We start from the raw sequence: 14043 nt of genomic DNA, 5'->3' as shown, positions 1-14043 counted from the left end.
GATGTGCGGGTTTCTGCGAAGGACTCGCATCACTGGAACAGCAGCGCCGACAGCACGAAGTTGAACATCAGCACCAGCAACGAGGCGTTCACCACCGCACGGGTGGTGGCCACCGAGGTGCCCTCGATGGTCGGCTCGGCATGAAAGCCGACATAGGCCGCCACCAGCGCCGCGGTGCCGCCGAAGATCGCCGACTTGAGCAGGGCGACGGCGAAGTCGTCCCAGAAGTCGACGCTGCCACGCAGCCCTGACCAGAACGTGCCGTTGTCCTGGCCGAGGATATGCACCGCTTCGAAGTAGCCGCCGGCAATGGCCAGCGAGCAGAAGATGCCGGTCAGCAGCGGCACCGTCAGCACCGCCGCCCAGAAGCGCGGCGCCACGGCCTTGGCGATCGGGTCGATGGCCATCAGCTCCAGCGCCTTGATCTGGTCGGTGGCGCGCATCAGGCCGAGCTCGGCGGCGATCGAGCTGCCGGCGCGGCCGATGAACAGCAGCGCGGTCAGCACCGGTGCCAGTTCACGGTACAACGACAGGCCAAGCAGGGTGGACAGCGCATCGGAGGCACCGAAGGTGGTGAGCGTGCGGTAGCCCTGCAGGGTCAGCACCAGGCCGACGAACGCGCCGCCAACAGCAATGATTGGTAGCGAACGTGCGCCGATCTTGTAGATTTCGCGGGTCAGTTCGGCCAGGAAGTCACGCGTCGGCAGCGAGCCACGCAGCACCGTCAGCGAGAACAGCCCGGCACGGCCCAGCGAGCGGATGGAGGAGGTGAAGGGCATCAGGAAGCTGCTCCAGAAGCGCTGATCACGCTGGACGAGACATCCTTCTCCCGCGTGCGGGAGAAGGTGCCCGAAGGGCGGATGAGGGGAGCTTTTGCTCTACGTGCTTTAAAAGCGCCCTCACCCCAGCCCTCTCCCGCCATGCGGGAGAGGGGGCAGGAATCACGCATTTCGCGCAGCGTCGTCATCACGCGTTCTCCAACCCGTAATTGCGCGTGGGCGCATCGAACGGGATCGGGCCGTCCGGCTGGCCATGCAGGAACTGCCGCACCAGCGGGTCGGTGCTGGCCTGCAGTTCGTCCGGTGTGCCGGAGAACACGATGCCGCCATTGGCGATCACCACGGCCTGATCGCTGATTGGCAGGGTTTCATGCACATGGTGGCTGACGATGATGCTGGTCAGCCCCAGGCTGTCGTTCAAACGCTGGATCAGGCTCATGATCACGCCCGAGGCGATCGGGTCCAGCCCGGTCAGCGGCTCGTCGTAGATCATCAACGGCGGGTCCAGGGCCAGTGCACGGGCCAGCGCCACGCGCCGCGCCATGCCGCCAGACAACTCGCGCGGCCAGGCATCGGCAGCGGCCAGCAGGCCAACCGCATGCAGCTTCATCTGCACCAGGCGGCGCAGCACCGGCTCGGGCAGCTTGGTATGCGCACGCAGCGGCAAGGCCACGTTGTCGGCCACGCTCAGGTCGGTCAACAGGCCATTACCCTGCAGCAGCACGCCGACGTTCTTGCGCATCTCCAGCAGGTCGCGGTTGCCGTGCGGAATATCCTGACCGAACAGTTGCACAGACCCTGACACCGGCCGCAACTCACCGGTCAGCGCCGCCAACATCGTCGACTTGCCGCTGCCCGAGGGGCCGAGCACGGCGGTGATGCTGCCGCGCGGTACCTGCAACGACACGTCGCGCAGAATGGTGCGTCCGCCGCGATCGATTCGCACGTTGGACAACTGCACCAAGGGAGTCCGAGCTGAGGGCATGGTGGCCTTTAACGGAAAACCAACGTTCTAGGATTGCCAGCAATGCCTGAACATAAGCGTACTGGACCGTGCAGTATTGTCGCACCCCGTGCGCCGTCCGGCATGCACTCAAGGTCGGTATTGGCGGCAACACACTGTCTCCCCAGTGGTCGAATCGGGGTTCGGAAACTGTGCACAAGGCGTGATGGGTCCGGTCCCCGGGACAATGCCCGCGGCCAAGCTCCGTAAGTACGACGAGCAGCCGGGCGGTGGTATGAGCCGATTTCCAGACACATCCGATTCTTGATCAAGAGCCAGGCCACTAAGGTCGAGTCCGACTGCAATCACCGCACCGGCCACGGAGGGGCCGAGCACGATGGCAAGGACGCTGATCGTAGTGGGCGATGCCCTGCAAGCCGGCGGCTCGGTACTGACCGGCTCGCCGCAGACCGATATCGACGGCCACCCGGTCGCGCGCCATGGCGACAAGGCTAGTTGTGGTTGTGCACTGTTGGCAGGCAAGCAGCAGTTGGCGCATGTCAGTGCGGGTGGTGCGTCGGTTGCGGCGCTCAATACGACGCGCTCGGCGCTCGCTTCTTCAATGCGGCCTATTGCGTCCTCTTTGACTGGCACGGATACGCCACCGGCTGAGTCTGCCCGATGCTGGCTGGAAGATCACAGTGGTCAAGTGCTGGAGTATCCCGATGGCCGTTACTTTGAGGCCTATGAGGCGGATGGCACACGCATTGAGAATGACCATACCTGTGGCTACCGAATTGATGTCCCATTGAAATCGGGTGGCGATATCGTGGTCACGGCAAAGATAAGACTCGTGAAGTGGGGGCGAGTAGAAGAAAGCGATGCCGAAACAGCCAAGCAGCGTTTACGACGAGGTATCGAGCTGGGAATCAACAACAAATTCATCCTGCAGATAACGGATGGTGCATGCGGGACGCGCTCGTTTACGGTCCGCTATGAGGCTGACTTCGTGAGCACTGGCGAGGACTATGTCATGAAGCTGCATGATCACTATGAACGCGAAAATGTGACTGGCACTACGATCAACGTTTCCGTTGCTACAACCCCTTGGGTATACGTGCACGAATTCATGCACTGCCTGGGCTTGCCTGACGAATATGTGGATCGAGATGAGCCTGAGCAGATCATCAAGTTCGCAATGCCGGACGGGACTTCAGGAACTGAAATCGTCATGGCACGAAACGCAGAAATAGATGCTGATCCAGAGGCAACCATGATGTCGGAGCGATACAGCACAACCCTCAAGCCTCGGCATGTTTGGAATATAGGAATCGAAGTGAGGGAGCTACTAAGCAGAAAGCTTGAACGGGAGGTTCTATGTTCTGCCGTGCGTTCTTAGCACTTGTGATTCTCCTATTGCAAACCACTCCCGCTCACAGCGAAGAGATTGAAGCCATGATCGAAGTACGTGCGCGCTGCCTCTACGGTGACCCCTGCCGCTTCATGGGTGAGGTGATTGATGTTGAATTGGAGTTGAAGAATCGAGGGGAGGAAGGAGTGGACCTGCCACTACGCTACTTCCGCGAGCAAGGTCCCAAGATGATCTTTGTGGATAACCACTCCGGCAAAGAAAAGCGTTTCCGCATGGGGCCGCCGATGCGCGAACTATTCAATAAAATGGAAACTCTCCCTCCAGGAAAATCGATTCGCGTCCCGTGGAGAATTCAGGCAGACGACATCTCGATGTTTGCGTTGCGGCCGGTCGACCTCACTGTGAGGTTCAACTTCTATCTGGCTCCCGTTGCGGGGCAGGCTGATGAGGTATTTGCCACCGCCGAGCTACGAATTCTGGATGGCCGTTGATTCGACGATAAATCGGGAGAAGAGCATGCGAGGTGATTGAGAGTTTGAAAACAAATCCGGGATCGAAGCTCCCGAAGAACAGAGCATGGTGCTCCCTTCGCCATTTCCTCAGTGGCATCGTTGCGGTACTAGCGATGGCACCTGCGGTCGCGATGTGTACAGGGGCGCAACCAAAACTTGAGCTGCGGGCACGTTGCTTGATCGATGATCCCTGCAGCTTCGCTGGTGAGACGATTCGAGTAGAGCTGGAGCTCATCAATGTGGGTGACAAGGACATCGCATTGCCTGTGGAGTACTTCCGCAGACAGGGCCCCCAAGTCATTCTTGTCGATAACCATTCAAGCAAAGAGAAGCGGCTGGGCACGGGGCCGTCGAGGTCATACCTATTCGATTAGGCAAACGCACACTCTGCGGCGGCTTCGATGGGGCTGCGTAACGTGCGGGTGATTGAGCTTTGCCGGAGTCCATCCAACACTGCCACCCCACCATCGTTCCACCCCAGGCCCCCATATCGCTCGTCGAAACCATCCCACTGCGGCAAGATGGCGCGATGAGCAATGCCCCTGATTTCCGCCTGTACCACTCCAATGCCCTGGATGTGTTGGCCCAGCTGCTGGCCCACGCGCTGCGTGAGCCGGCGCCCGGCCAGCCCGTGCTGGCCGCCGATATCGTGCTGATCCCGCAGGTGGCGATGCGGCGCTGGCTGCAATCGACGCTGGCCGCCGAATATGGCGTGTCGGCCAACCTGGAGTTCCTGACCCCTGGCGAGTTTGTCGCCAAGGCGCTGAAGGCCAACGTGCCCGGCGAGCGCGATGATCTGGGCGCCAGCGGCCTGCACTGGCGGCTTTATGGGGCGTTGACCGACAGCACGCTGATGCAGAAACCGGCGATGGCCGGGCTGCGCGCCTACCTGGACCGCGATGACCCGCTGCGCCCATGGGCACTGGCCGCCGAGCTGGGTGGGGTGTTCGAGAAATACCAGGCCTGGCGCCGCGACTGGCTGCTGCGCTGGGAGGACGGGGCCGAGCCGGACGACCCGCAGGCCATCCTGTGGCGTTACATCGCCGGCGGCCAGAACTACCGCGCGCGCCGTATCAACGACTACCTGGCCCGCTTCGAAGGCGCGCACCAGCCCTTGCCGCAGGGCCTGCCGCAGCGGCTGTTCGCCTTTGCCACGCTCAATGTCTCGCCGGACGTGCTGCGGGTGATCGCCACCCAGGCGCGGGTCGGCACGCTGCATTTCTATATGCCGACGCCGACCCGCTCGTACTGGGGCGATCTGCAGACGCTGAAGGAAAAGCTGCGCAGCGGCCTGGCCGAGCCGTTCGGCATCGAGGCCGGCGAAAACCCCTTGCTGCAGGCCTGGGGCGAGGCCGGCCGCGACTTCATGGCGGTGCTGGGCGACTACGAAGTGGTCCACCCCAGCGGTGAAATCGCCGCCTATGTGGACCCGGAAAGCGTGCCGGTGCCGGGCCTGGACGAGGGAGGTCTCGGCGACAGCCTGCTGCACCGGCTGCAGGCGGACCTGTTCCATCGCCGCGCGCTGCCCTCGCCCCCCCTGCGGGAAGCGTTGCGCCTGGACGACCCCAGCATCCAGATCCACGCCTGCCACACCCGCCTGCGCGAGATGCAGGTGCTGCACGACCAGCTGCGCGCGCTGCTGGAAGACCCGCGCTTCGACCCGCCGCTGCAGCCGCGCGAGATCGCAGTGCTGGCGCCGGACATCGATCCCTACGTGCCCTACCTGGAGTCGGTGTTCGGCGGCCGCGGTGGCAACGACGCACATATTCCCTGGGCGCTGGCCGATGCCAGCCCACTGCAGGGCGAGCCGCTGGCCGAGGTATTCGTACAGTTGCTGGGCCTGCCGGTATCGCGCTTTGGCCTCAATGAAATCCTCGACTTGCTGGCCAGCGCGCCACTGGCATCGGCCTCCGGCCTGGATGCGGCCGCCTTCGAACGCCTGCACGCCTGGTTGCAGGCGGCGGGCGCACGCTGGGGCCTGGATGCCGGCCACCGCAAGCAGCACTTGGCACCGGCCGATGACGCCTACACCTGGCAATTCGCGCTGGACCGGCTGCTGCTCGGCCACGCCAGCGGCAGCGACGAGGACATCGGCGGTGTCGCGCCGTGGCCGGAGCTGGAAGGTGGCGGCCTGGCCGCGCTCGATGCGCTGATCCGCCTGTTGCGGGTCTTGGCCCGCCACCAGAAGACCCTGGCCGAAGCGCTGAGCCCCAACCAATGGCGCGAGCGCCTGCTCGGCCTGCTGTTGGCGTTGCTGCCGGAGACTCCAACCGAACCGTCTGCGGTGCGCGCACTGGATCGCCTGCGCAAGCTGGTCAACGAATTCGCCGAGGAAGCCAGCAGCGCCGGCTTCGACGCGCCGGTACCGGCGGAAGTAGTACGCGCGCATTTCGCCTCGGTGCTGTCCGAGGCAGATACCCGCGCACCGCTGCTGACCGGCGGCATCAGCTTCGGCCGCATGGTGCCGATGCGCCTGCTGCCGTTCCGGGTGATCTGCGTGCTGGGCTTGAACGACGGCGACTTCCCGCGCCGCGACCCGGCCGCCGGCCTCAGCCGACTCACCGCCGAGCTCGGCACCGACCGTCGCCGTTACGGCGACCGCTCACTGCGCGAGGACGATCGCTTCCTGTTCCTGCAGCTGTTCGCCTCGGCCCAGGAGGTGTTCTACCTGAGCTATCTGGGTGCCGATGCCCGCGACGGCAGCGTGCGCGAGCCCTCGGTACTGGTCAGCGAACTGGTCAATGCGGCCGCCGCCTACCACCAGGATTCCACCGCAGCGCGCAAGCAACTGGTGGTGCGGCACCCGCTGCAACCATTCGCCCCGGCGGCATTTGGCGGCGATGGCGAGCCGCGCCGCTTCAGCTACCGGCGCCAGTGGCACCCGGCCGCCAGCGCGGTGGGGGGCAGCCGGCAACGGCTGGCGCCGTGGTTCGATGGCCCGCTGGCCGCACCGCTACCGGCCGCGCTCAATGACGACAGCCTGTCGCTGGATGCGCTGCGGCGTTTCATCAGTGACCCCGCTGGGCAGTTCCTCAGCCAACGCCTGGGCCTGCGCCTGGCCGGCGAAATCGACGACAGCGAAGACATCGAACCGCTGCTGGTGCCCGGCGGCGGCCGCCTGCACTCCTCCCTGCAGCAACACGTGCTCAGCGCCTTGTTGCAGGGCCAGGAAGCCGGCCTGTACCCGCGCCTGCGGGCGCGCGCGCTGCTGCCCTCCGGTGCGCTGGGGCGGCAGCAGTTCGAGCGCATGCTCGGCCGCATCCGGCCCTGCGCGGAGGCGTTTTCGCAGTGGTACGACGGCCAGCCGCTGGACTCGCAACGCTATGAGGTAGAGGCGGATGGCGTGCGCCTGCACGGGCGTGTCGATCAAATTCATCCACAGGGCCTGATCCGTCTCCAGGCGGGTGCACCCGGGGTGGCGTATGTGCTGCGCGGCGGACTGGATTGGCTGTTGCGCAACGCCGCCGGGGTGCCCACCGCGCTGCTGCAGTTCCATGACAACGGGCAGGCCGGCTATGGCCCGCACCGCTTGCCGGAACTGTCACCCGAGGCGGCAAAAACAGCCTTGAAAGCCTTGCTGCGCCTGCGTTCCGAAGGCATGCAGGCACCGCTGCTGTTTGCCCCTTACACCGGCTGGGAGGTCTATAACGCCGATCCGGACAAGCGCGAAAACGCCGCGCAGTCGCGCTGGTTCGGCAGCGAACACAGCTGGGGCGAGCGCAATGGCGAAGCCCTGCAACTGGCCTTGCGCGGCAGCGATCCGTTCGCATCGCCAATCACTACTCACAGATTTATCCACAACGCCTTGTTGATATTCACCGCCCTGCGCGAGGGCCGCGTATTGCCCGATTTCGATGCTGAAACCGCGGCCTCCAGCGGAGGTGTCGCATGAGCGCCGAGCTGCAGCAGGATTCGTATCTGCACCTGCCTCTGGACGGCCTGCGCCTGATCGAGGCCAGTGCCGGCACCGGCAAGACCTTCACCCTGGCCACGCTGTTCACCCGGCTGGTGGTGGAGCAGGGCCTGCGCATGGGCCAGATCCTGGCGGTGACTTTCACCGACGCCGCCACCCAGGAACTGCGCAAGCGCATCCGCGAGCGCCTGGAACTGGCCGCGCGCGTGGTCGACAGCCATCCCGCAGAGGATGACAGCCCGGAAACCACGCTCACCCGCGCCATCCTGCAACGCCACCTGCAGCAGGGCAGCGAGAGCGCCGCGCAGCTGGGTCGGCGCCTGCGCATTGCCGCCGAAGAAACCGACCTGGCGTCGATCTTCACCATCCACGGCTTCTGCACCCGCGTGCTGGGCGAATACGCACTGGAAAGCGGCCACACCTTCGCCGCGCCGGAGCTGCTGGCCAATACCCGTGCGCTGCATGACGAACTGGCAGCCGACCTGTGGCGCCTGCACGCAGGGCAGGGCGAGCACCTGGAGGCGCTGCTTGGACTGTGGAAAAGTCCCGATGCATTGGCCCGCGATCTGCCCGCCCTGGCCGCCGAGCTGCCGCTTTATCCACAGCCGCCGCAAACTCTGCTCGAAGACCCGCGCCACTTCCGCGACGGCGCGGCACAGCGTCTGGCCGCCGGCATTACCGAGCACGGCGAAACCTATCTGCAGCAGCTTCGCGGCGCGCTGGAAGGCGGCATCCTCAACAAGTCCAGTTACAAGTCCGACTGGATCGAGCCGCTGTTCCAGCAACTGCTGCAATGGAGCCGGCATCCGGACCCGGGCGCCGAACTGGACGAGCGGCTGGAGCGGCTCACGCTGGAGGCGCTTACCGCCAAGACCAACAAGGCCAAGGCCGGCAGCACCCCGCAATCGCCGTTGCAGCCATTGATCGCCGATTACCTGCAGTCGCTGGTGCAGGTGACGCAGTGGCAGCGCCAGCAGTCCATCGTGCTGCTGCACCAGCTGCGCGGCGAAGTCCGCCAACGGCTGGCCCAGCTCAAGCAGCTGCGCCGCCAGCAGACCTATGACGACCTGATCGACAACGTCGCCAATGCCTTGCACGGGCCACATGGCGCACATCTGGCCGAACGCCTGCGCGCGCAGTACCGCTTCGCCCTGGTCGACGAGTTCCAGGACACCGACCCGCGCCAGTGGGACATCTTCCGCCGCGTGTTCGCCGCCGATGATGGCGACGCTGCGCTGTTCCTGATCGGCGACCCCAAGCAGGCCATCTACGGCTTCCGTGGTGGCGACGTGCACACCTATCTGCAGGCCAAGGCATTGGCCGAAGCCGCGCCGGCACTGGACCGCAACTTCCGCTCACGCCCGGGCGTGCTGCGCGCGATCCAGGCGCTGTACGACAACGCCGGCCCCGAAGCCTTCCTCGACGAGCGCATCCAGTTCGAGCCGGTATTGCCGGGCAGCAAACGCAGCGACGCCGACTACCTGTTCGACGGCAAGGCCGCGCCGGCCCTCACCCTGCAGCTGATTGCAGGTGATGCCGACGGCAAACCACTGAAAGCCGACGCTTCACGCGATGCCGCCACCGCCGCCTGCGTGGCAGATATCCACAGGGTGCTCAGCGCCGCCCGTGAAGACCGCGCACTGGTCGATGGCAAGCCGGTGCAGCCGGGCGATATCGCCGTGCTGGTGCGCTCGCACAAGGAGGCCTCGCGCGTGCAGCAGGCCCTGGCCGCGCTCGGCATCCCTGCGGTAGCTGCAGGCAAGCAGAGCCTGTTTGCCAGTACCGAGGCGCATGAACTGCGGCTGCTGTTGCTGGCCCTGCTGCAACCGGCCGACGAAGGCCGTCTGCGCGCCGCGCTGGCCACGGTGCTGCTGGGCGAAAGGGCCGCCGCCATCGCCGCGATGGAACATGAAGGCGAACAGCAGCGCCTGCACCAGGAACGCCTGCTGCAATGGCGCGAACGCTGGCAGCGTGGCGGCGTGCTCGCCCTGCTGTCGGACCTGTGTGCCGAACAGGCCGAGCGGCTGTTGCTGTTGATCGACGGCGAGCGCCGCCTGACCAACTACCTGCAGCTGGCCGAAGCCCTGCAGGAAGCCAGCAACCGCAGCGTCGGCCTGCACGGCCTGCTCGACTGGCTGCAGACCCAGATCGCCCATGCTGACGAAGGCGACGAAGCGCAGCTGCTGCGGCTGGAATCGGATGCCCGCCGCGTGCAGATCATCACCCTGCACAAGAGCAAGGGCCTGGAATACCCGTTGGTCTACCTGCCCTTTGTGGGCATCGCCACCAATGCGCCGGACAGCAGCAACCACCGCACCGTGCATGACGGCGAGCAACGCGTACTGCACTGGAAGATCGACAAGGAAGACCCGGCCTGGAAGGCCGTCGGCCAGCAGGTCAGTGACGATGAAGAGGCCGAAACCGCGCGCCTGCTCTATGTCGGCCTGACCCGCGCCGAACATGCCTTGTGGATAAGTGGCGGTGCCTTGACTGGCCTGGCCAGCTCGCGGCTCGGGCCGATGCTGCAGGGCTTGCCCGAGCATGCCGACATCCAGGTGATCGAAGGCGAGAGCGCAGGGTTGCCCGCGCGCCTGCTGCCCGAGCGCGAGCAGGCCTTGCCGCCGGTGCGCGAGGTACGCCGCAGCGTGCCGCACGACTGGTGGGTCTACAGCTTCACCCAGCTCGCCCATGCCGAAGGCGGCCACGACACCGCCGCCGCCGCCACCGAAGACAGCGGCGGCGCCGCCGACGAACCGGCGCAGGTCGATGTGGATGCCGAGCCGGCCCCCGAAGCTGCAGCTGCACAACCGGAAGTATTCGATCCGCGCTTTGCCGGCAGCCGCTTCGGCAACGTGCTGCACGCGGCGCTGGAGAATGTCGACTTTGGCATCTGGCGCGATTGGCAGCCCGGCGGGCAGGCACCCGAAGGGCAGGCCGAGATCATCGCCAGGGCAATGCGCGCCGATGGCTATATCGACGAAGAAATCGACGACGGCGTAGCGCTGCTGACCGAGCTGATCGGCCAGACACTGACCGTCACACTGCCCGAGGGCGGTGCGCTGCATTCGCTGGGCGAAGGCGAGCGTCGCGCGGAAATCGAGTTCCACTTCGCCATGCAGCCGACCACGGTACCGGCCCTGCTGCGCGTGCTGCATGCCCACGGGGTGGTGCGCGGCCGCAACGGCTTCGGCCTGCGCCGTCAGTTGGAAGGACTGATGACCGGCAAGATCGACCTTACCTACGTCCGCGATGGGCGCTGGTATGTGCTGGATTACAAATCCAACCGGCTGCCCGATTACGCCCCGGCGCAGCTGGACGCGGCCATGCGCCATAGCGAGTACGACCTGCAGGCGCTGATCTACACCGTGGCCCTGCACCGCTGGCTGCGCTTCCGCATCGGTGCCGGTTACGACTATGCGCGGGATTTCGGTGGCATCCGCTACCTGTTCTGCCGTGGCCTGGATGCAACGCGTCCGCAGTCGCCGGGCCTGTACGCGCACAACTTCGCACCGGAGCTGGTGCATGCGGTGGATGAATTGTTTGCCGGTGGCCGCGACGGCCATGCGGCCTTGTTGGCACGACTGGGAGGCGAGGCATGAGCCTGCTGGCCGCATTGAACAAAGCCGGCGCGCTGCGCGCGCTGGACCATGCGCTGGCGCAGAGCCTGCGTCGGCTGGATCCGGACACGCCGGACGTGGTGCTGGCGGCGGCTGCGCTGGCGTCGCTGGCGGTATCGCAGGGCCATGCCGGCTTTGATCCGACCCAGCCGCAGCGATTGGTGGATGCCGGCGTGGAATGGCCGGCCGCCGAAGAATGGATTGCGCAGCTGGAGGCATCCAAGTGGATATCCACAGCTGTGGATAACCGCGTGGAGTCGCCGCAGGCGCCGCTGGTGTGGGAGCACGGGCTGCTGTATCTGCGTCGGTATCGCGAATACGAGCGCCGCTTGGCGAGCGGTTTACAGAAGATCGGGCAGGCACCGGTTGCGGGTGGTGATGTGGCTGGCTTGGCAGCGGTGTTTGCTCGGTTGTTCCCGGGGCAGGCGGCACCCTCACCCCAGCCCTCTCCCGGCGGGAGAGGGGGCCAGAAGCAGGCAGCGCCGGAAGACCTGCAGATGCAAGCGCAGCTGGACCTCTCCCTTCTCCCGCCTGCGGGAGATCAAAGGGCCTGTCCCCGCGAAGGCGGGGATGCCCGCAGGGCGGATGAGGGGAAGCTTTTGGACCACCAGGCAAGAGCCGCAGCCACCGCCCTGCGCCACAATCTGCTGCTGGTCACCGGCGGCCCCGGCACCGGCAAGACCACCACCATCACCCGTCTGCTGGTGCTGCTGGTCGCACAGGCGCAGGCCGCAAACCAGACCGCGCCGCGCATCGCCCTGGCCGCGCCAACCGGCCGCGCCGCCGAGCGCATGGCCGAAAGCCTGCGCCATGCCTTGCAGAAGCTTTCGGCGCAAGGCATCGACAGCACCCTGTGCGAACAACTGCCCAGCACCGGCACCACCTTGCACCGCCTGCTCGGCGTGATTCCGGATTCGCCGCGTTTCCGCCACCACGCCGACAACCCGCTGCCCTATGACGTCATCGTGGTCGACGAAGCCTCGATGATCGACCTGCCGCTGATGACCAAGCTGGTCGAAGCCATCGCCCCCGGCACCCGTCTGGTGCTGCTCGGCGATCCGGACCAGCTGCCTTCGGTGGAAGCCGGCGACGTGCTCAGTGCCATCCTGCGTGCCGCCGGCGATGGCCGGCGCACGACGGCTACGGATGCGGATGCACTGCGCCCGCTGCTGGGCGAATTGCCCGCCGACGCCGTGGAAACCAACCCCAAGGACTTTGCTGGTGCCCGCGTGCAGCTGCAGCGCGGCTATCGGCAGAGTGAAGCCCTGCAGCTGGCACCGTTGGCCAGCGCCATGCGCGACGGCGACGCGCTGCAGGCCTTGCAGTTGCTGCGCGACGCGCAACTCACCGGCGTGCACTTCCACGAAGGCGATATTGACCCCCTGCAGGCCTGGCGTGAGCCGCTGCAGCAGTACTGGCAGGCGCTGGCCGATGCCGCCACGCCGGCCGATGCGCTGGCGCTCGCCGGCCGCATGCGCCTGCTCACCGCCGTACGCGAAGGCCCACAGGGCGCGCGTGGCCTCAATGCCCGCATCGAGGAACTGCTGGGGGGCAATCGTGGCCGCACGCTGGGCCCGGGCTGGTTCCACGGCCGCCTGTTGATCATTGGCGAGAACAGCTATCGCCACCGCCTGTTCAACGGCGATGTCGGCATCTGCCTGCGCGATGGCAGCGGCATCAGCGCCTGGTTCCCCGGCGACGACCCGGCCAACCCGCGCGCCTTCCACCCGGCGGCGCTGCCGCTGCACGAAAGCGCGTTCGCGATGACCGTGCACAAGGCGCAGGGCTCTGAATTCGACCAGGTCTGGCTGCAGCTGCCACGCCGCGACAACCGCGTGCTCAGCCGCGAGCTGCTGTACACCGGCATCACCCGCGCCCGCAACGGCCTGCACCTGGCCGGCAGCGCCGAGGTCATCGAGGCCGCCCTGGCCCGCCATGCCAGCCGCTGGTCAGGCCTGGCGCAGCGGCTGTCTCCTTCTCTGTAAGCCGCAGTCGCGTAGCCCGGGTAAGCGCAGCGCACCCGGGAGGCGGGGCTCTCGGCGTCTGTCAGGCGGCCAGCCAACAGCCCCGGGTGCGCTGCGCTTCTTACCCGGGCTACGGTGTTGCGCCAAAGGGAGGGGGCGCAGCGCTTGTCTCCCTCCCTTTCGCCGTAGGCGAAGGGGAGGGCTGGGGAGGGGTTGGCTCTGCAGCCTTTGCTTTCCCCAACAGTCTCGCCTAAAAAGACCCGATCACAGAACACCGCAAGGACGCCCATGAAAGCCCTGATCACCGCAACGCTGCTGCTGGCCCTGACCGCCTGCAACAAGGACGCCCCTGCCAGCGCCACGCCCGAACCCAACCCGGCGGCGACCAGTACCAGCGCCGATGACGTCAGCAGCGCCCGCGCCTTCCTCAGCCACATCTACGCCGGCTACCACCCGGATGCCGGGCTGGACGCCATCCTGCCCGACGAAGAGGTCTACACGCCGGCCCTGATCGCTGCGATGCAGGCCAACAGCGACGCGTACGCCGGCGAAGTCGGCTATCTGGACGGCGATCCCCTCTGCGACTGCCAGGACACCGCCCAGGACCTGCGCCAGCTCAGCTTCGACATCCAGCCATTGGCAGGCGGCCAGCTCCGCGCCAGCACCCAGCTCGACGATGCCCAGCAGCCCTTGCAGCTGCAATTGACCCTGCAACGCCAGGGCAGCAGCTGGCGCGTTGCCGATATCGCCACCCCGCGTGCGCCCAGCCTGTTGCAGGCGCTACAGCGCGATACCGACGGTGTTGTTGGGAAAAAATAAAGCCTACTTTAGGTTTTTGGAGCATTTGATGCTTCTGCGATGATATATAACGTATACGTTAGATTTCTGCGCTGCGATGGCTCGAAAGGGATATTTCTAATGTTTGCTTTAGATTTCTCTTGAG

8 protein-coding genes are annotated in these 14043 nt (G+C 65.9%); 6 read left to right on the top strand and 2 right to left on the bottom strand.

All coding sequences use genetic code 11. The annotated features are described in order from the left end of the window. Window positions 1-29 precede the first annotated feature (29 nt). The gene (locus tag RT131_RS15660) at window positions 30-779 is read right to left on the bottom strand and encodes an MlaE family lipid ABC transporter permease subunit (protein WP_057629957.1); all 750 of its coding nucleotides are present in this window, start codon (window positions 777-779) and stop codon (window positions 30-32) included. A 187-nt stretch (window positions 780-966) separates the two neighbouring features. Then, window positions 967-1764, bottom strand: a complete 798-nt coding sequence (locus RT131_RS15655) for an ABC transporter ATP-binding protein (protein WP_313173712.1) — start codon at window positions 1762-1764, stop codon at window positions 967-969. A gap of 355 nt (window positions 1765-2119) precedes the next feature. Here RT131_RS15655 and RT131_RS15650 point away from each other — a divergent pair, with 355 nt between their 5' ends. From RT131_RS15650 to RT131_RS15625, 6 genes are all read left to right on the top strand, one after another. Beyond that, window positions 2120-3121 (top strand): PAAR domain-containing protein, encoded by a 1002-nt coding sequence (locus RT131_RS15650; protein ID WP_313173711.1) that lies wholly within the window; start codon window positions 2120-2122, stop codon window positions 3119-3121. A 56-nt stretch (window positions 3122-3177) separates the two neighbouring features. Continuing rightward, the gene (locus RT131_RS15645) at window positions 3178-3585 is read left to right on the top strand and encodes a hypothetical protein (protein WP_313173710.1); all 408 of its coding nucleotides are present in this window, start codon (window positions 3178-3180) and stop codon (window positions 3583-3585) included. 550 nt (window positions 3586-4135) lie between these two features. Beyond that, a complete protein-coding gene (gene recC, locus RT131_RS15640) occupies window positions 4136-7498 on the top strand; it encodes an exodeoxyribonuclease V subunit gamma (RefSeq protein ID WP_313173709.1) in 3363 nt (1120 codons plus the stop codon). Further along, window positions 7495-11118, top strand: coding sequence for an exodeoxyribonuclease V subunit beta (locus RT131_RS15635; RefSeq protein ID WP_313173708.1), 3624 nt, complete (start codon window positions 7495-7497; stop codon window positions 11116-11118). Before recC ends, RT131_RS15635 begins: the two co-directional genes overlap by 4 nt. Continuing rightward, a complete protein-coding gene (gene recD, locus RT131_RS15630; RefSeq protein ID WP_313173707.1) occupies window positions 11115-13121 on the top strand; it encodes an exodeoxyribonuclease V subunit alpha in 2007 nt (668 codons plus the stop codon). The genes RT131_RS15635 and recD overlap by 4 nt, the downstream gene beginning before the upstream one ends. Before the next feature lie 267 nt (window positions 13122-13388). Continuing rightward, on the top strand, window positions 13389-13919 hold the full coding sequence (locus tag RT131_RS15625) for a DUF3828 domain-containing protein (protein ID WP_313173706.1): 531 nt from the start codon (window positions 13389-13391) through the stop codon (window positions 13917-13919). The last annotated feature ends 124 nt before the right edge of the window (window positions 13920-14043 follow it).

It is taken from the genome of Stenotrophomonas sp. (genome assembly GCF_032066555.1).
GTDB lineage: Bacteria > Pseudomonadota > Gammaproteobacteria > Xanthomonadales > Xanthomonadaceae > Stenotrophomonas.
This window is presented reverse-complemented; position numbering and strand designations above follow the sequence as displayed.

What these genes read in the sequence shown, in the direction of transcription:
- RT131_RS15660 (WP_057629957.1), bottom strand. Translation starts at nt 779, where the DNA reads ATGCCCTTCACCTCCTCCATCCGCTCGCTGGGCCGTGCCGGGCTGTTC.
- RT131_RS15655 (WP_313173712.1), bottom strand. Translation starts at nt 1,764, where the DNA reads ATGCCCTCAGCTCGGACTCCCTTGGTGCAGTTGTCCAACGTGCGAATC.
- RT131_RS15650 (WP_313173711.1), top strand. Translation starts at nt 2,120, where the DNA reads ATGGCAAGGACGCTGATCGTAGTGGGCGATGCCCTGCAAGCCGGCGGC.
- RT131_RS15645 (WP_313173710.1), top strand. Translation starts at nt 3,178, where the DNA reads ATGATCGAAGTACGTGCGCGCTGCCTCTACGGTGACCCCTGCCGCTTC.
- recC (WP_313173709.1), top strand. Translation starts at nt 4,136, where the DNA reads ATGAGCAATGCCCCTGATTTCCGCCTGTACCACTCCAATGCCCTGGAT.
- RT131_RS15635 (WP_313173708.1), top strand. Translation starts at nt 7,495, where the DNA reads ATGAGCGCCGAGCTGCAGCAGGATTCGTATCTGCACCTGCCTCTGGAC.
- recD (WP_313173707.1), top strand. Translation starts at nt 11,115, where the DNA reads ATGAGCCTGCTGGCCGCATTGAACAAAGCCGGCGCGCTGCGCGCGCTG.
- RT131_RS15625 (WP_313173706.1), top strand. Translation starts at nt 13,389, where the DNA reads ATGAAAGCCCTGATCACCGCAACGCTGCTGCTGGCCCTGACCGCCTGC.